General features: G+C 64.1%; 17 protein-coding genes. 7 read left to right on the top strand and 10 right to left on the bottom strand.

Features of this window, described 5'->3' with window-relative positions; genetic code table 11:
• The first annotated feature begins 43 nt into the window (after nucleotides 1-43).
• From groL to F3H35_RS12600, 3 genes are all read left to right on the top strand, one after another.
• A complete protein-coding gene (gene groL, locus F3H35_RS12590; RefSeq protein ID WP_149779924.1) occupies nucleotides 44-1,687 on the top strand; it encodes a chaperonin GroEL in 1,644 nt (547 codons plus the stop codon).
• Nucleotides 1,688-1,822: 135 nt separating this feature from the next.
• Nucleotides 1,823-2,605: an esterase/lipase family protein gene (locus F3H35_RS12595; RefSeq protein WP_149780062.1), complete on the top strand. Its 783-nt coding sequence runs from the start codon at nucleotides 1,823-1,825 to the stop codon at nucleotides 2,603-2,605.
• The gene (locus F3H35_RS12600) at nucleotides 2,605-3,753 is read left to right on the top strand and encodes an alpha-D-ribose 1-methylphosphonate 5-triphosphate diphosphatase (protein ID WP_149779925.1); all 1,149 of its coding nucleotides are present in this window, start codon (nucleotides 2,605-2,607) and stop codon (nucleotides 3,751-3,753) included. The genes F3H35_RS12595 and F3H35_RS12600 overlap by 1 nt, the downstream gene beginning before the upstream one ends.
• Nucleotides 3,754-3,900: 147 nt before the next feature.
• Here F3H35_RS12600 and F3H35_RS12605 read toward each other — a convergent pair whose 3' ends face one another.
• The 3 genes from F3H35_RS12605 to F3H35_RS12615 form a co-directional block, all read right to left on the bottom strand.
• Nucleotides 3,901-4,974, bottom strand: a complete 1,074-nt coding sequence (locus F3H35_RS12605; RefSeq protein WP_149779926.1) for a 5-(carboxyamino)imidazole ribonucleotide synthase — start codon at nucleotides 4,972-4,974, stop codon at nucleotides 3,901-3,903.
• Nucleotides 4,967-5,455 (bottom strand): 5-(carboxyamino)imidazole ribonucleotide mutase, encoded by a 489-nt coding sequence (gene purE, locus F3H35_RS12610; protein ID WP_149779927.1) that lies wholly within the window; start codon nucleotides 5,453-5,455, stop codon nucleotides 4,967-4,969. The genes F3H35_RS12605 and purE overlap by 8 nt, the downstream gene beginning before the upstream one ends.
• A gap of 154 nt (nucleotides 5,456-5,609) precedes the next feature.
• Nucleotides 5,610-5,834, bottom strand: coding sequence for a YdcH family protein (locus F3H35_RS12615; RefSeq protein WP_037296224.1), 225 nt, complete (start codon nucleotides 5,832-5,834; stop codon nucleotides 5,610-5,612).
• A gap of 157 nt (nucleotides 5,835-5,991) precedes the next feature.
• Between F3H35_RS12615 and F3H35_RS12620 the strand changes: the two genes are divergently transcribed.
• On the top strand, nucleotides 5,992-6,405 hold the full coding sequence (locus tag F3H35_RS12620; RefSeq protein WP_037296239.1) for an Hsp20 family protein: 414 nt from the start codon (nucleotides 5,992-5,994) through the stop codon (nucleotides 6,403-6,405).
• Nucleotides 6,406-6,411: 6 nt separating this feature from the next.
• Entirely contained in the window at nucleotides 6,412-6,639 is a 228-nt protein-coding gene (locus tag F3H35_RS12625) for a DUF1150 family protein (protein ID WP_149779928.1), read from the top strand.
• Between the two features lie 116 nt (nucleotides 6,640-6,755).
• Here the strand turns inward: F3H35_RS12625 and F3H35_RS12630 are convergent, their stop codons facing one another.
• Nucleotides 6,756-8,468 carry a bifunctional sulfate adenylyltransferase/adenylylsulfate kinase gene (locus tag F3H35_RS12630; RefSeq protein ID WP_149779929.1) on the bottom strand — a complete coding sequence of 571 codons (1,713 nt, stop codon included), beginning with the start codon at nucleotides 8,466-8,468 and terminating at the stop codon, nucleotides 6,756-6,758.
• 286 nt (nucleotides 8,469-8,754) lie between these two features.
• Between F3H35_RS12630 and F3H35_RS12635 the strand changes: the two genes are divergently transcribed.
• Nucleotides 8,755-9,813 carry a cytochrome-c peroxidase gene (locus tag F3H35_RS12635; RefSeq protein ID WP_149779930.1) on the top strand — a complete coding sequence of 353 codons (1,059 nt, stop codon included), beginning with the start codon at nucleotides 8,755-8,757 and terminating at the stop codon, nucleotides 9,811-9,813.
• A gap of 243 nt (nucleotides 9,814-10,056) precedes the next feature.
• Here the strand turns inward: F3H35_RS12635 and trxB are convergent, their stop codons facing one another.
• Nucleotides 10,057-11,001: a thioredoxin-disulfide reductase gene (trxB, locus tag F3H35_RS12640; RefSeq protein ID WP_149779931.1), complete on the bottom strand. Its 945-nt coding sequence runs from the start codon at nucleotides 10,999-11,001 to the stop codon at nucleotides 10,057-10,059.
• Between the two features lie 135 nt (nucleotides 11,002-11,136).
• Nucleotides 11,137-12,036 carry a VPLPA-CTERM sorting domain-containing protein gene (locus tag F3H35_RS12645; RefSeq protein WP_149780063.1) on the bottom strand — a complete coding sequence of 300 codons (900 nt, stop codon included), beginning with the start codon at nucleotides 12,034-12,036 and terminating at the stop codon, nucleotides 11,137-11,139.
• A gap of 371 nt (nucleotides 12,037-12,407) precedes the next feature.
• On the opposite strand from F3H35_RS12645, the gene F3H35_RS12650 reads away from it, so the two are divergent.
• The gene (locus F3H35_RS12650) at nucleotides 12,408-12,908 is read left to right on the top strand and encodes an Lrp/AsnC family transcriptional regulator (protein WP_007817557.1); all 501 of its coding nucleotides are present in this window, start codon (nucleotides 12,408-12,410) and stop codon (nucleotides 12,906-12,908) included.
• Nucleotides 12,909-12,944: 36 nt separating this feature from the next.
• Here the strand turns inward: F3H35_RS12650 and F3H35_RS12655 are convergent, their stop codons facing one another.
• From F3H35_RS12655 to lgt, 4 genes are all read right to left on the bottom strand, one after another.
• Nucleotides 12,945-13,739, bottom strand: a complete 795-nt coding sequence (locus F3H35_RS12655) for a Hint domain-containing protein (RefSeq protein WP_149779932.1) — start codon at nucleotides 13,737-13,739, stop codon at nucleotides 12,945-12,947.
• A 548-nt stretch (nucleotides 13,740-14,287) separates the two neighbouring features.
• A complete protein-coding gene (gene pgeF / locus F3H35_RS12660) occupies nucleotides 14,288-15,043 on the bottom strand; it encodes a peptidoglycan editing factor PgeF (RefSeq protein WP_149779933.1) in 756 nt (251 codons plus the stop codon).
• Entirely contained in the window at nucleotides 15,040-16,116 is a 1,077-nt protein-coding gene (locus tag F3H35_RS12665) for a class I SAM-dependent methyltransferase (protein WP_149779934.1), read from the bottom strand. Before F3H35_RS12665 ends, pgeF begins: the two co-directional genes overlap by 4 nt.
• On the bottom strand, nucleotides 16,113-17,000 hold the full coding sequence (gene lgt / locus F3H35_RS12670; protein WP_149779935.1) for a prolipoprotein diacylglyceryl transferase: 888 nt from the start codon (nucleotides 16,998-17,000) through the stop codon (nucleotides 16,113-16,115). The genes F3H35_RS12665 and lgt overlap by 4 nt, the downstream gene beginning before the upstream one ends.
• Between the last annotated feature and the right edge of the window lie 2 nt (nucleotides 17,001-17,002).

Genomic DNA, 17,002 nt, shown 5'->3' on the forward strand with positions numbered 1-17,002 from the left:
CTTTTTCCGAACAACACTGAACTGATAGTCAGGAGAGATCGACATGTCTGCAAAAGACGTCAAATTCAACACCGAAGCCCGCAACAAGATGCTTCGCGGTGTCAACATCCTGGCCGACGCGGTCAAGGTGACCCTCGGCCCCAAAGGCCGCAACGTGGTTCTCGACAAGTCCTTCGGCGCTCCGCGCATCACCAAGGACGGTGTCTCTGTCGCCAAGGAAATCGAACTGGAAGACAAGTTCGAGAACATGGGCGCGCAGATGGTCAAGGAAGTCGCATCGCGCACCAACGATGAAGCCGGCGACGGCACCACCACCGCCACCGTTCTGGCCCAGGCCATCGTCCGCGAAGGCATGAAGGCGGTTGCCGCCGGCATGAACCCGATGGACCTCAAGCGCGGTATTGACCTCGCGACAGCCAAGGTCGTCACCGCGATCAAGGACGCGGCCCGCCCGGTCGAAAACTCGGACGAAGTCGCTCAGGTCGGCACCATCTCGGCCAACGGCGAAGCCGAAATCGGCCGCCAGATCGCCGACGCGATGCAGAAAGTCGGCAATGACGGCGTCATCACCGTCGAAGAGAACAAGGGCCTCGAGACCGAAACCGACGTGGTCGAAGGCATGCAGTTCGACCGTGGCTACCTCAGCCCCTATTTCGTGACCAACTCCGACAAGATGATCGCCGAGCTGGAAGACTGCCTCATCCTGCTGCACGAGAAGAAACTCAGCTCGCTGCAGCCGATGGTTCCCCTGCTCGAGCAGGTGATCCAGTCGCAGAAACCCCTGCTGATCATCGCGGAAGATGTCGAAGGCGAAGCCCTGGCCACCCTCGTGGTCAACAAGCTGCGCGGCGGCCTCAAGATCGCGGCTGTCAAGGCACCCGGCTTCGGCGATCGCCGCAAGGCGATGCTGCAGGATATCGCGATCCTGACCGGCGGTCAGGTCATCAGCGAAGACCTCGGCATGAAGCTCGAGTCGGTCACCATGGACATGCTGGGTTCGGCCAAGAAAGTGTCGATCACCAAGGACGAAACCACCATCGTCGACGGTGCCGGCAACAAGGCCGAGATCGAAGCCCGCGTTGGTCAGATCCGCACCCAGATCGAAGAAACCACCAGCGACTATGACCGCGAAAAGCTGCAGGAACGCGTGGCCAAACTGGCCGGCGGTGTTGCCGTGATCCGCGTCGGTGGCATGACCGAAGTCGAAGTGAAAGAGCGCAAGGACCGTGTCGATGACGCTCTGAACGCGACCCGTGCCGCCGTTCAGGAAGGCATCGTTGTCGGTGGCGGCGTGGCCCTGATCCAGGGCGCCAAGACGCTCGATGGCCTCAAGGGCGCCAATGCCGACCAGATGCGCGGCATCGAAATCGTGCGCCTGGCGCTCGAGGCTCCGCTGCGTCAGATCGCCGAGAATGCCGGCGTCGACGGCTCGGTCGTGGCTGGCAAGATCCGCGAAAGCAACGATCTGAAGTTCGGCTACAACGCGCAGACCGAAGAATATGGCGACATGTTCAAGTTCGGCGTGATCGACCCGGCCAAGGTCGTGCGCACCGCGCTCGAGGATGCGGCCTCCGTCGCAGGCCTGCTGATCACCACCGAAGCGATGGTCGCCGACAAGCCCCAGAAAGACGGCGCTGGCGCCGGTGGCGGCATGCCCGACATGGGCGGCATGGGCGGCATGATGTAATCATCCGCGCAGTGCGCAAAGCGATCGGGCCGTCCTTCGGGGCGGCCCTTTTTTGATCCGCTCCAAACCGCCCCGATCTGCGTTTGGGGCTGTTGTCCGGCGCCAAATGCGCCTATCTCGGATGCCATGAAAGCAATGCTCACCGCCCTTGCCCTGCTGCTGCTCACGGTCGCCCCCCTTGCCGCACCGCTCGCAGCCCAGGACGCCGCCCCCGCCGATCCCCCTGCCGATCAGCCCGGCCCCGGCGCCGCCGATTGCGTGGTGATGCTGCACGGGCTGGCGCGCACCGACGCGTCCTTTCTGGTGATGGATGAGGCGCTCCAGGCCGCGGGCTATGCCACGTTCCGCACCGATTACCCCTCCACCAAGCTCGATATCGCGACGCTGGCCGAGGAAACCCTGCCCTACGCGGTCCGGGTCTGCGGCGCGGCGCGGGTGCATTTCGTCACCCATTCGATGGGCGGCATCCTGCTGCGCCATTGGCTGCGCGACAACCGGCCCTCGCGCATGGGGCGCGTCGTGATGCTCGGCCCCCCAAATCACGGCTCCGAGTTGGTGGACGAATTGGGTGGGCTCGATCTTTTCGCGTGGCTCAACGGACCTGCGGGGATGCAGCTCGAAACCGGCGCGGACGGCCTGCCCGAAGGCCTGCCCCCGGTAGATTTCGAGCTTGGCGTGATCGCCGGAACCCGCTCGCTCAACCCCTATTTCTCCAGCCTGATCGACGGCCCGGACGATGGCAAGGTCTCGGTCGCCTCCACCCGCGTCGAGGGCATGGCCGATCACATCACGCTGCCGGTGACCCATACCTTCATGATGAACAACCCCCTCGTGATCGCCCAGACGCTGGAATTCCTGCGCCTCGGCCGCTTCGATCACGACCTGACCCTCGGCGATCTGATCTGGGGGACCGAGTGATGATCCTGCCGGACCTGCACCTGGTGGGCGCCCGCGTGCTGCTGCCCGAAGGGCTGTGCGACGCGCCCCTGTCGCTGTCCTCGGGCCGGATCGTCGAGGGTGAAGTCGGGCGCGTCGTGGACCTGTCGGGCTATCTGGTGCTGCCGGGGATCGTCGACATCCATGGCGATGCGTTCGAAAAACACCTGGCCCCGCGGCGCGGCGCCATGAAGGACCTGGATCAGGGGCTGATCGCCGCCGAGGCCGAGCTCGCCGCCAACGGCATCACCACAGCCATTCTGGCCCAGTTCTACAGCTGGGAAGGCGGGATGCGTGGCCCCGATTTCGCGCGCCGGGTGCTCGCCGCGCTGGATCAGGTCCGCCCGCGTCTGGTCACCCGACTGCTGGCCCAACTCCGCTTCGAGACGCCCATGCTCGAGGATTACCCCGCGCTGCAGGCGCTGGTGGCGGCCCATGCCATTCCTTACGTGGTGTTCAACGACCATCTCCCGCATGAGGCGCTGGCGCAAGGCAAACGCCCGCCGCGCCTGACGGGGCAGGCGCTCCGGATCGGCCGCAACCCGGAAAAACATCTCGAATACATGCATGCCCTGCATGCGCGGATGCCCCAACTGCCGCCCGCGCTCGATGCGCTCTGCGCCGATCTGTCGGCAGCCGGCGTGATCATGGGCAGCCATGACGACCGCACCCCCGAAACCCGTGCCGAATGGCGCGCCCGTGGCGTGCGCATTTCCGAATTCCCCGAAACCCTCGCAGCCGCCGAAGCGGCCCATGCCGCAGGCGATGCGGTGATCCTCGGCGCGCCCAATGTGGTGCGCGGCGGCTCTCACAACGGCAATGTCAGCGCAACGGACCTCATTGCCATGGGCCTGTGCACGGCGCTGGCCTCGGACTACCACTACCCCTCCTTGCGCCGCGCCGCCTTCCTCGTCTCCGATGCGGGCCTGCTGCCCATCGCCGACGCCTGGCGGCTCGTCTCGGCAGGCCCGGCGGCGGTTCTCGGGCTTACCGATCGCGGCAGCCTGACGCCTGGGCAGCGCGCCGATATCCTCGTGCTCGACGCCGAAACCCGCACAGTCCGTGCGACACTCTCGGGTGGCTGTGTCAGCTATCTCAGTGGCGAGCTGGCCGCCCGCTTCATAAGCTGACGCGATGTGGCAGGTCGCGGATGCCTCCGGCGGGAGTATTTCGGGAACGATGAAAGACGCGCCGCGCGCGCGTTTCTTCTGGCCGAAAATATCCCGGGGGTCTGGGGGCAGGGCCCCCAGTCGCGCGCGGCGTTTTCCTTCAGGGAATCAGCCCCGGGTGATGCGGTTCACATGGCCCATCTTGCGGCCCGGTTTCACGTCTGATTTGCCGTAAAGATGGATCGAGGCTGCCGGTTCTGCGGCGATTTGCGCAAGGCGCGCCATGTCATCCCCGATCAGGTTTTCCATCACCACATCCGCATAGCGGCTGCCATCGCCCAGGGGCCAGCCTGCGACCGCGCGGATATGCTGCTCGAACTGGTCGATCGCGCAGCCCTGCTGGGTCCAGTGTCCTGAATTATGCACGCGCGGGGCGATTTCATTCACGATCAGGCCTGTGCCCGTGACGAACAATTCCACACCCATCACGCCCACGTAATCCAGCTTGTTGAGAATGCGTCCCGTCAGCAGCACCGCATCGGTGCGCTGCGCGGCACTCAGCCGGGCGGGCACGGTGGTGGTCCGCAGGATCCCGCCCTCATGCACGTTTTCGCCCGGATCAAAGCAGGCCACATCGCCCGCCGCATTGCGCGCGCCGATCACCGAGACTTCATGGCTGAAGGTCACGAAGCCTTCGAGGATCGCGGGCTGCCCGCCCATATCGGCCAGCGCCTGATCGGCATCCTCGGGCGTCATGATCCGCGCCTGCCCCTTGCCGTCATAGCCGAAGCGCCGGGTCTTGAGGATCGCGGGCAGTCCGATCTCGGCGATCGCCTCGGCCAGATCGATCTCGTCATCCACCGCCGCAAAGGGGGCTGTGGCCAGCCCCAGCTCCGACAGGAACGCCTTTTCGGTCAGCCGGTCCTGGCTGATCCGCAGCGCGTTGCGCCCCGGCCGTACGGGTTTGCCGAAGCTGTCCAGCACATCCAGCGCCGAGGTCGGGATATTCTCGAATTCATAGGTCACCACATCGACCGCGGCGGCAAAGCGGCGCAGCGCGTCCTCGTCCTCGTACTCGGCCTGGAAATGGTAGTTCGAGACATGGCTCGCCGGGCAATCGCCGCCCGGCTCGAACACACAGGTCTTGAAGCCGAGACGCGAGGCGGCAACCGACAGCATGCGGCCCAGCTGGCCGCCGCCAAGGATACCGATGGTGGCGCCGGTCGTCAGGGGATCAGTCATCTTGAGGCTCGTCCGGAATGGAGGCCGAAAGCGCGGCACGCCACGCATCGAGGCGCTGGGCCAGCGACGGATCGCCATTGGCGAGGATCGCCGCCGCCATCAGCCCTGCATTGGCAGCACCCGCCGCACCGATCGCCATTGTGGCCACCGGAAAGCCACGCGGCATCTGCACGATGGAATAAAGACTGTCGACACCGGACAGCGCCTTGGTCTGCACCGGCACGCCGATCACCGGCACCCGCGTTTTCGACGCCATCATGCCGGGCAGATGCGCGGCACCGCCCGCACCTGCGATAATCACCTGAAGGCCACGGTCGGCGGCGCTGCGGCCATAGTCCCACAACCTGTCCGGGGTGCGATGCGCCGAGACGATCTTCGCCTCGTAAGGCACGTCGAGCTCGTCCAGAATATCCGCGGCCGCGCGCATGGTCGGCCAGTCCGACTGGCTGCCCATGATGATGCCCACTTTGACCTTGCCCATGTCACTGGCCTCCTGCCGTCTGCGCGCGCACTATACCCATCGCGCAGGCAGGTGCAATCAGACAGACCGGGATAGGCCGCCCCCGTGGTCCGGACCCTGTCAACCGGGCCCTGTCGATCCTGCCCTGTCACGCAGGCTCCGCACGCCTGCACGGTTACGCGATGATGTCGGGATAGAGCCGGTCCTCGATATAGGCGATCCGGTCCTTGAGCTGCAGTTTCTGCTTTTTCAGCCGCTTGATCGTCAGCGGATCGCCCGAGCCCATGGCCTGCAGAGCGCCGATCGCCTCGTCGAGATCGCGATGCTGGCGGCGGAATTCCTCCAGCTCGACGCGCAGCACCTCGTCCGACTTCATGGACAGATCGCTGAAGGCGTTCATCTGCGTGATTCCTTTCAAACTCCGGGCCATTGAAGATACCGCTTTTGCCCCCGCAGGCAAAGCCCTTGCACCCGTCCTTTTCGATGCCCATATTCAAGGCGTCGGATCGCCAGAACGGGGTCCGGCAGGGACTGTCGCTTTGATGAAGGACGTGTCGATGACGAAACTGACGCTGGGGTCGCACCCTTACATGCTGGGGTTCGAGCAGCTTGAGCGTATGCTGGAACGCAGCGCGAAATCCGGCAATGAGGGCTATCCTCCGTTCAATATCGAACAGACGTCGCAGACGTCGTACCGGATCACCTTGGCCGTGGCCGGGTTTTCCGAGGATGATCTGTCGATCACGGTCGAGGATCGCCAACTGGTGATCCGTGGCCGGCAGGGCGATGACGCCGATACCCGGATCTATCTCCATCGTGGCATCGCGGCCCGCCAGTTCCAGCGCTCCTTCGTGCTGGCAGACGGTGTCGAGGTGGGCGAGGCGATCATGGAAAACGGTCTGCTGCATGTGGACCTGACCCGCGCCGAGCCGGAACCCGTGGTGCAGAGAATCCGGATCAACAAGGGGTAATGCAAGATGCAGACAAGATATGATTTCGGTGCCGACGAGGGCCGTCCCATCGTCTATGTCCGGCCCGTACACGTGGCCGACCTGCCCGAGGACATGCGTGAGCAGGCGATGGGCAGCACGACGCTCTATGCGCTCCATTCCGCGGAAGGCGAGCGTCTGGCGCTGGTGCGCGACCGCCGTCTGGCCTTCGTGCTGGCGCGTCAGAACAACATGACCCCGGTCACCGTCCACTAAAGCGCGGGCGCCGCTTGCGCCTTGCACGCCGAGCGCTTCACCGCTTTCAAGCCAAAGGGCCGCCCCGATCCGGGCGGCCCTTCGCGTGAGAACCCTTTGACAGTTCCGATCCGGCCTCAGCCCGCGATCAGCCCCATCTGCTCCAGCTTCAGAAGCACCTGATGCGCGCAGTTGTCGACTTCGACATTCTCGGTCTCGACCCGCAATTCGGGATCTTCCGGCACGTCATAGGGGTCCGAAATGCCGGTGAATTCCTTGATCTTGCCTTCGCGCGCCAGCCGGTACAGCCCCTTGCGGTCGCGCCGTTCGCATTCCTCGAGGCTGGTGGCGACATGCACCTCGACAAAGGCGCCATATTGCTCGATCTCCTCGCGCACGGCCCGCCGCGTCGTGGCATAGGGCGCGATCGGCGCGCAGATCGCGATGCCGCCATTCTTGGTGATCTCCGAGGCGACATAGCCGATGCGCCGGATGTTCAGATCGCGGTGCTCCTTGGAAAAGCCCAGCTCCGACGACAGGTTCTTGCGCACGATATCGCCATCCAGAAGCGTCACCGGGCGCCCGCCCATCTCCATCAGCTTGACCATCAGCGCGTTGGCGATGGTCGATTTGCCCGATCCGGAAAAGCCGGTGAAGAACACGGTAAAGCCCTGCTGGCTGCGCGGCGGACGGGTGCGGCGCAACTCGGCCACCACCTCGGGGAACGAGAACCAGTCCGGAATCTCCAGCCCTTCCTGCAACCGGCGGCGCAGCTCGGTGCCCGAAATGTTCAGGATGGTGACAGTGTCGCGATCCTCGATCTCGTCGATCGCCTCGTATTGGGCGCGCTCCTGCACATAAACCATTTGCTTGAAATCGACCATTTCGATGCCGATCTCGGCCTCGTGCTCGCGGAACAGATCCTGCGCATCGTAGGGGCCATAGAAATCCTCTCCGGCGCTGTTCTTGCCGGGGCCGGCATGGTCGCGCCCGACGATGAAATGCGTGCAGCCGTGGTTGCGCCGGATCAGCCCGTGCCACACCGCCTCTCTCGGGCCGGCCATGCGCATCGCAAGGTTCAGCAGGCTCATCGTGGTGGTGGCGTTGGGGTATTTGTCCAGCACCGCCTCATAGCAGCGCACCCGGGTGAAATGATCCACATCGCCCGGCTTGGTCATGCCCACGACCGGATGGATCAGCAGGTTGGCCTGCGCTTCGCGTGCCGCGCGGAAGGTCAGCTCCTGATGCGCGCGGTGCAGCGGGTTGCGGGTCTGGAAGGCCACGACCTTGCGCCAGCCCAGCTTGCGAAAGAGCGCGCGCAATTCGTTGGGCGTGTCGCGGCGCCCCCGGAAATCGTAATGCACGGGTTGCTGGATGCCGGTGACCGGCCCACCCAGATAGACCTTGCCGGCCGTGTTGTGCAGGTAGTTCACCGCCGGATGCGCCAGATCATCCGCGCCAAAGACCTTCTCGGCCTCCCGCGCCTTGTCGGGTGTCCAGCGGTCGGTGACCGTCATAGTGCCAAGGATCACGCCCTCCTGATCGCGCAGCGCGATATCCTGCCCAAGCTCCAGCTTTTCGGCAAAGCTTTCCGAGACATCGAGCGTGATCGGCATCGGCCAGAGCGTGCCATCGGCCAGCCGCATGGTCTCGACGACGCTGTCGTAATCGGCCTCGCTCAGAAAACCTTTCAACGGGTTGAACCCGCCATTCATGAGCAGTTCCAGATCGCAGATCTGACGCGGTGTCAGATCCCAGCTTGTCAGATCGCCGGCCTCGATCTTCAGCTTCTGGGCGGACTCGTACGAAACGAACAACTCGGGGATAGGGGCCAGATTTTGCTGGTACATCGGAACTCTCGAATGGCTGTTGCATGAATGTGCGGCGCCCGGGCCGGGCACCGCCTGTCTGATACGCGGCTTAGCCCCGCATTGTGGCCGGATTCAAGGCTGAGTTGGACCTTTTCGTGAAACGAGGCAGCAATGCCACCATCCGGGCCTTGGGCGGAAGGATGTTTTGTCGCAGCCGCCGGGTGCGAAACGCGGCGCTCATCTGACCCAGATCAAACCCACGATCACATCTTCGACTTAGAATACTTCCAGACGCGCGACCGATATCAACTGCCTGGAGACCTCAATGCCCTCACACCGCCCCCTCACGCTGGGAACCGTGTCCGCCATCGCCATCGCCGTCGCAAGCGGCGTCCACGCCTCCGATTTGCGCGATCGCGCGCTCGAGATGTTCGCGGCCCTGCCCTCGACCGTCCCGGCGCTGAACGACAACATCATCACCGATGAAAAGGTCGATCTCGGCAAGGCGCTGTTCTTCGATCCCCGGATGTCGGCCTCGGGGGTGTTCTCGTGCAATTCCTGCCATAACCTGGCGACCGGCGGCGATGACAACATGCCCACCTCGATCGGCCATGGCTGGCAGCAGGGGCCGCGCAACTCGCCCACCGTGCTCAACGCCGTCTTCAACGAAGCGCAGTTCTGGGATGGCCGCGCCGCCGATCTTGCCGAACAGGCCAAGGGCCCGGTGCAGGCAGGCGTCGAAATGGCCAACACCCCCGACAACGTGCTCGCCACGTTGAATTCCATGCCGCAATATCAGGAGTGGTTCCGCGCCTCCTTCCCCGGTCAGGACGATCCCGTGACCTTCGACAATTTCGCCAAGGCGATCGAGGCGTTCGAGGCCACCCTGATCACGCCCGCGCCGTTCGATGCCTTCCTCAATGGCGACGACAACGCGCTCACCGATCAGCAGAAAGCGGGGCTCGATCTGTTCATGGAAAAAGGCTGCTCGGCCTGCCATAACGGCGTCAACCTGGGCGGCACGGGCTATTTCCCCTTCGGCCTGATCGAAAAGCCCGGCGCCGACGTGCTGCCGCCCGATGACAGGGGGCGGTTCGAAGTCACCAAGACGGCGGACGATTCCTATGTGTTCCGCGCCTCGCCTCTGCGCAATATCGACCAGACCGCGCCCTATTTCCATTCCGGCAAGGTGTGGGACCTTCGTGTCGCCGTGGCGATCATGGGCACCTCGCAATTGGGCGCCGAGCTCTCTGACGCAGAGGTCGATGACATCGTGGCTTTCCTCGGCGCGCTGACCGGCAAGATGCCCGAGGTGATCTACCCGCTCCTGCCTGCGGAGACATCCACGACACCCCATCCGACGGGCGAGGTGATCCCCAACTGAGCCCCGGCTCGTCCCCGATGACACCAGACCGGCGCAGGCCCCGCCCGCGCCGGTTCTCTATTGTCCGCCCATCCTCGTGTCAGTGCGTGGGGCAGGCCGCGGATGCCTCCGGCGGGAGTATTTGGGGAACGATGAAAGAGGGCCTGCGCCCGCGTTTCTTCTGGCCGGAAATATCCCGGGGGAGGCGTTGAAATCCCCCAAGGATTTCAACGTTGGGGGCAGAGCCCCCATATGTCGCGGGCGTCAGCTCTCTAGTTCGGCGATGAATTTCTCGGCATCGAGGGCCGCCATGCAGCCCATTCCGGCGCTGGTCACCGCCTGGCGATAGACATGATCCGTCAGGTCGCCGGCGGCGAAGATGCCGGGGATCGAGGTGCGGGTGCTGCCGGGCTCCACCTTGACGTAATCGCCGTGATGCATGTCGAGCTTGCCCTTGACCAGCTCGCTTGCCGGCGCGTGGCCGATGGCGATGAACACGCCCTTGCAGGGGATGTCGCGTGTCTCTCCGGTCTGGGTGTTCTTGACCCGTATGCCGGTGACGCCCTTGGGGGCGTCCTCGCCCAGCACCTCCTGCAATTCGTGGAACCAAAGCGTCTCGATCTTGGGGTGCTTGAACAAACGGTTCTGCAGGATCTGTTCGGCGCGCAGCGTGTCGCGGCGGTGGATGAGCGTCACTTTCGAGGCGAAATTGGTCAGGAACAGCGCCTCTTCCACGGCGGTGTTGCCGCCGCCGACCACCACGATCTCCTCGCCGCGATAGAAGAACCCGTCGCAGGTGGCGCAGGCCGAGACCCCGAAGCCCTTGTAGGCCTCTTCCGAGGGCAGGCCCAGCCATTTGGCCCGCGCGCCCGTCGCCAGGATCACCGAATCCGCCGTATAGGTGGCGCCGCTGTCTCCCCGGGCCACGAAGGGCCGCGCCTCGACATCGAGCTCGGTGATGATGTCGCCGATGATCTCGCAGCCCATCGCTTTCGCATGGTCCTGCATCCGCACCATAAGGTCGGGGCCCTGCACTTCGGTGTCGCCGGGCCAGTTCTCGACCTCGGTGGTGGTGGTCAGCTGCCCGCCCGGCTCGATCCCCTGCACGAGGATCGGCTCCAGCATGGCGCGGCTGGCATAGACGCCTGCCGTATAACCGGCGGGGCCGGACCCTATGATGAGGCATTTGGTGTGGCGCGTCTCGGACATCTGGGCTCTCCGTATGGTCGGGTCAGGCCGGATATAGCCTTGCCCGCGTCCGGGGGAAACCCCATGCGAGATGAAAGAAGGGCCCGCGCGGCGATGCGGCGGGCCCTTGGGTGATTTTCAGGTTCTGAGGCGCTCTCAGGCTGCCCGACGCTTGCGACGCAGCGCCGCCAGCCCGCCCAGACCGGTCAGCAAGAGCCAGCCACCGGCCGGCAGCGGTATCTGGCCCGAGGGGGGCTGGGTGGTGATTTCCTGCACCTTGATGTCAATGAATGCAGAGCTGAATGAATCATTCCACTTATTTGTCTCGTCTGCTTGCCGAAGGACGTTTAGATCCCAAACGGCACCGCCGGAATTCAACGCTAGGCTGTCGTAATCCAGTGAGTTCGAGGATGAATTCAGAGTTCCAAGAGCGGTTGTGAAAAAGCCACCTGAACCATCGGCGGTGTACGCATCATTGTTATTGTTGATGCCGATTACACCTGTCGTGTTGCCGTTCCCGTCCTCGATGGAACTTACATTCAGAATCGCGTTGAGGACTGTTTTGGTGCTGGAAAGAAGAGATGCAATGCTCGACATCGTGTTGGTCGATCCGGGCGTGTCGTCGCGGTTTTCATCGGTCACCAAAATGAAGTTTCGCGCAGCGCCGGCTCGAAAGCTGAGGTTGTCGAACGCGAATTTGATCGCATCATATCCATCCTCGAAACCACCGGAAGTGATCAACGATTCGATTCCAGTTTTCGCTGCATCTACGGTGGTCAGACCGGTGACAAGTCTTGGAGCATCATAAAGGCCACCGGTTGCCGTACTGCCACCGAACCCGATCACGCCATATTTCACATCAGTGACATTTGCCAATCCGAGTGCGCTGTTCAGCGATGTGATAGTACTGGCCAAAAAATCCTGCTCGCCTGCCATGGAGCCAGATTCATCGACGATGAAAACAACATCGGCTTGAGTGTTAGTCACAGCGTAGCTGGATTGCGCGGTAAGCGCGGCGGTGGCTATCGTGATAGCACCTATAAAGTGTTTAATCATGGGTATCCCCCTTTTCAAATGTTTTCAGGGCCGCAACGGCCCATAATTGACCGCGTCAAAAGCAGCGACAGCCGACGTCACGGGGAACAGGAAACAAGGCACATGGGAACAGGCGCGAGACGACGGCACCCGCTACACAAAACACGGGTTTGCCCTCTATCAAACGGTATGAGAATACCACGTTTTGACCATTTGGAGAACACATTCCTGCCCGAATTGACCATTTTCACGGGGATTTCACCCCGAAAAGACAGTCATTCTGTCCTGATTTCTCCGGTTGCGCCTAACAAAGTTGCGAGTTATTGAAATAATATTGCGCGCGCCTGCGGTGGCGTTATAACTTTCACCAATTCAAACCATTGGAGCGAATCATGTCCGCAACCCGTCTGGACGAGATCGATCGCAAGATTCTGTCCGAACTTCAGGCAGATGGACGGATGACCAATGTGGAGCTGGCGCGCCGCGTCGGAATCTCGGCGCCGCCCTGTCTGCGCCGGGTCCGCACGCTCGAGGAGCAGGGCTATATTCGCGGCTATCACGCCGATGTCGATCCGCGCGAGCTGGGCTTCGAAGTGCAGGTCTTCGCGATGGTCGGTCTGCAAAGTCAGGCCGAGGCCGATCTGAGCGCCTTCGAGACCCGGTGCCGCAACTGGCCCTTGGTGCGCGAGTGTCACATGCTCAATGGCGAGGTGGATTTCATCCTCAAATGCGTGGCCCCCGATCTCAGCACCTTTCAGCGCTTCCTGACCGAAGAGCTGACCGCCGCCGACAATGTGGCCAGCGTCAAGACCTCGCTCGTGATCCGCGGCGCCAAGGATGAACCGGGCGTGCCTTTCGACATTCTCGAAGCGCGGCTGAACAAGTCGGCCTGACACCCCGTTCGTCGGGCAAGCCTCGGCAGCGCCGCCTCAGGCGGCGTCGATCTGCCCGCCCCAGCTGAAGGGCAGCCGCAGATGCGCCAGGGGGCCGAAATCCCCGGGCGCGCGGATATGCGGGAAGAACGACAGGAACAGGTCCAGCATCTGCGCCCCCATCTGCCGCTCGAAGCCGATGCCGGGGTGGAATGTCTCGAAGTCCAGCCCCCCGGCGGTGATCGTGGCATGCTGCTGCAGGCACAGGTGATAGACCGTGATCGCCGCAGGCGGCGTGATCTCGACCACATTGACCCCATCGGCCAGATCGCGCACCGGGCTCAGCACCCGGTCGCCGCCGAAACTGTCCCGCAGATTGGCCGGGCGCGACAAGAGCCGCGCGCCGGGCCCCGCCATCAGATTGGTCATCGGGCGCTCCATGCCAAAGGCATCCGGCATGATCCGGGTGACCCGGCATGTCGGTGCCGGCACGCCCGCGACATTCGGCACCATCGTCATCGACCCGATCCAGATCAGCTTTTGCGGACCATACTCGGCGGTGTCGATCTCGCAGCCGGGCATCAGGTCCTCGACCGCGACCTGTCCCTGGGGCGTGCGGATGAGCGTGCCGCGCGCAAAGGCGGAAAAGGCGCATTCAAAGGCAGGGATCGCAGGCCCGATATTCTCGGAATCCTGGATCGAACCGTCCGCCAGTTCCGCCATGATGCGATATTTGCGCAGCATCCGCGCCTTGCGCGCGGTGCCGCTGGCCGGGGTATCGCCGCCCGGCTGCGTTCTGTCTTCGGGGCGACGGCCCACTCCGATCGAGGCCGCCGAATAGGGGATCGTCATGTTGTGTCACCTTCAGGCTCGTTACAACCGCGCCGGCCCCCACCGACGACGACAAAAGGACATGAAACCGTGTGCATTCGTACCTCAGGCGCGCGGCTGTGCCGCTCTGCCTGTCCCGGATCACATCGGGCCGCTGCTGTGTCGGCCCTCTTGCCGCCTCAGGCTGCGCGCGTTTCGGCCTTGCGCCGTGCATTGCGGCCAAAGGGCAGGGCGGGCAACGGCTGCATGCTCGTCTCGATCACCGATTTCATCCAACGCTTTTTCATGGTCTTGTCCTCATACAACTGTCACTGCTCGACGCTTTGTCCGTCATCGGCATCACTATGCCCGCGCTTTGGGGCCGCGATTTGACCGCGACACGCGGAGGTGCAATTTTTTTGCCAATCCGCCGGGCGAATTGTGAAATTGGACCGCATTTCGGAATTTCTTTTTAAATCAGGTGCTTGAGGGGAGTCAGGCAGTCACGCCCGGCTGTGTCCCAGCCCCAATTTTGGCAATCCTGTGGACGTGTCCGCCCCGGATCGGCCCCAATCTCGGATCCGCCCGCCTCAGATCCGGATGACCGAGATCAACCGCCCGTAATCCGCCTCTCCCGCATGGGTCGTGCGGCGATAGGAAAAGAACCGCTCCGGGTCCGAATAGGTGCAATGCCGCGTCCATTCGCACTGACCGACCCCGGCCTGCCGCAGCCTGTGCAGCCCAAAGCCCGGCAGATCGAACAGATACCGGTCGCCCTCTCCATTGGCGAAGAAACGGGCATTGCCCGCGTCATCGGCCATGAAATCCTCAAGCAGTTCCGGCCCCACCTCATAGGTCCTCTGGCTGATCGACGGTCCGATGACGGCCCGGATCGCGCAGCGCTTGGCGCCCAGTGCCTCCATCGCGTCGACCGTGGCCTCCAGCACACCGTCCAGCGCGCCGCGCCAGCCTGCATGGGCCGCACCCACGACGCCTGCATCCGGGTCTGCGAACAGCACCGGCTGGCAATCGGCGGTCAGTACTGCCAGCGCCACGCCCGGTGTGGCGCTCACCAGAGCGTCGGCGCGCGGGCGTTCGGTCAATGGCCCGCTCACCGGGATCACATCCGCCGAATGCACCTGGTGCAGCGTCACCAGATGATCGGGCGCCACCCCCATCGCCGTGGCCACCCTCGCGCGGTTGATGCTCACGATCTCGGACTGGTCCGACGATCCCGGCCCGCAATTCAGGCCCTGGAACACCCCCGAAGACGCGCCTCCGCGCCGGGTGAAGAACCCGTGACGGAAGGGCGACAGGCTGTCGGCGGTGATGATTTCCAGCGTCATGTCTCAAGTCCGGGCGGCGGCGCCGCCGTTTCGGGGAAAAGCCCAAGTACCTTGAAGACCGTCCCCATTTCCGCGGGATGGGTCAAGCGCCGATGTGCCGCGACATGCGCGTCCAGCGCCGCACCCTCAAGCCCATGCGCCAGCGCCTGCGCCCGCGCGGTGATGCCCAGCCGCTCCAGAAACACCCCCTGCGGGGTCAGACGGCTATGCTTTGCCGGGGCAGCGGCCTGCGCCAGCGCCTCGAAATCCACATGCGCGGTCAGATCCGCCCCGCCGGGATCGGCCAGCGGATCGGCGGCTTCATGCCCCGCCACCGCCTGAAACGTATCGCCCAGGGACCGCCAGTCGCCATAATCCACGATCAGCGCCGCCCCGCCCCGTGCCCCGATTCGCGCGCCGATCGCCCCCGCCATGGCCTGCGCGCCCACGCAGATCTCGACGATATCGCCATCGCGCGTGTCCTCCATCCGATGCGCCAGCGCCGCCACCGGCTTGGGCGCGCTCAACCCAAGGGCCAGCGCGTCGCCGCTCAGCCCGACACAGCGTTCGCGCCACATCCCGCCCTCGCGTTGAAGCTGCCGGATCGGCAGCGCGTCGAAGAACTCGTTGGCCAGCAAAAACAGCGGCGCATCGGGAAGCGCATCCACATGATCGTGCCACGTGATGTCATCGCGTCCCAAAGCCCTACTCAGCGTCGCCCCCTGCACCGCCCTGAGCGTGGGCGAGGTCTCGACCAGATGCACCCGCATCGCCGCGTGAAACCCCGGCACCGCCCTTGTTGCGCGCAGCACATCGGCCATCAGCGTCCCGCGCCCCGGCCCGCATTCCGCCAGCGTGACCCCCTCCGGCGATCCCTGATCCATCCACGCCTGCGCCAGCGACAGGCCCAGAAGCTCTCCGAACATCTGGCTGATTTCCGGCGCCGTGGTGAAATCGCCCGCCGCCCCCAGCGGGTCGCGCGTGGCGTAATAGCCATGTTCTGGATGCATCAGGCAGTCGGCCATATACTCGGCCAGCGTCATCGGCCCGTCCGCCCGGATGCGTGCGATCAGGATATCGCGCAGCCCGCTCATGCGCCCGCGCGACGCGCCCGCACGATCAGCACCAGACCCAGCACCACCATCGGCAGCGACAGGATCTGCCCCATGCTCAGCCCCAGCTGTCCCATCTGCCAGGCATAGCCCATCGGGTTGTCGGGCGTGATGAACTGCGCATCCGCCTGCCGCACGAACTCCACCACGAAACGCGACAGCCCATAGCCCGCAAAGAACACGCCCGCCACCAGACCGGGCCGCTTGAGCGCGCCGCGCCCCCAGACCATCCACAAAAGGATCGCCCCCAGCAGAAGCCCTTCCAGCCCCGCCTCATATAATTGCGACGGATGCCGTGCGCAGGGTCCCTCGATACCCGGGCAATCCTGCGCCCGCGCCGTCGGGAAAACGACGCCCCAAGGCAGGTCCGTGGGCCGCCCCCAAAGCTCGGCATTGATGAAATTCGCGATCCGCCCCAGCAGCAGCCCCACCGGCGTCGCCATGCACAGCGCATCGGCCACCGACAGCATCGGGATGCCGCGTTTGCGCGCGAACAGGATACAGGCCACCACCACACCCAGAAGCCCGCCATGAAACGCCATGCCGCCTTGCCAGACCTGCAGGATTTCAAGCGGATGCGCCAGATAATAGCCCGGCTGGTAAAACAGCACGAATCCCAGCCGCCCGCCAAGGATCACCCCAAGGATCACCCATGTCAGCAGGTCCTCGACCGCGCGCGCATCCATCGGCGCCGCGCCGTTCGGCCACAGATGCGGCCGGCGCACCGCCGCCACCACCAGCCGCCAGCCGATCACGATCCCCGCGATATAGGCCAGCGCATACCAGCGCAGCGAAAATTCCATCCCGAACAGCGCGATGGTGAAAATCTCCGGCGAGATATCTGGAAAGGGGATCATGGCCTTCATGC

The sequence above is a fragment of the Roseovarius litoreus genome (genome assembly GCF_900142765.1).
In the GTDB taxonomy this organism is placed as follows: Bacteria; Pseudomonadota; Alphaproteobacteria; order Rhodobacterales; family Rhodobacteraceae; genus Roseovarius; species Roseovarius litoreus.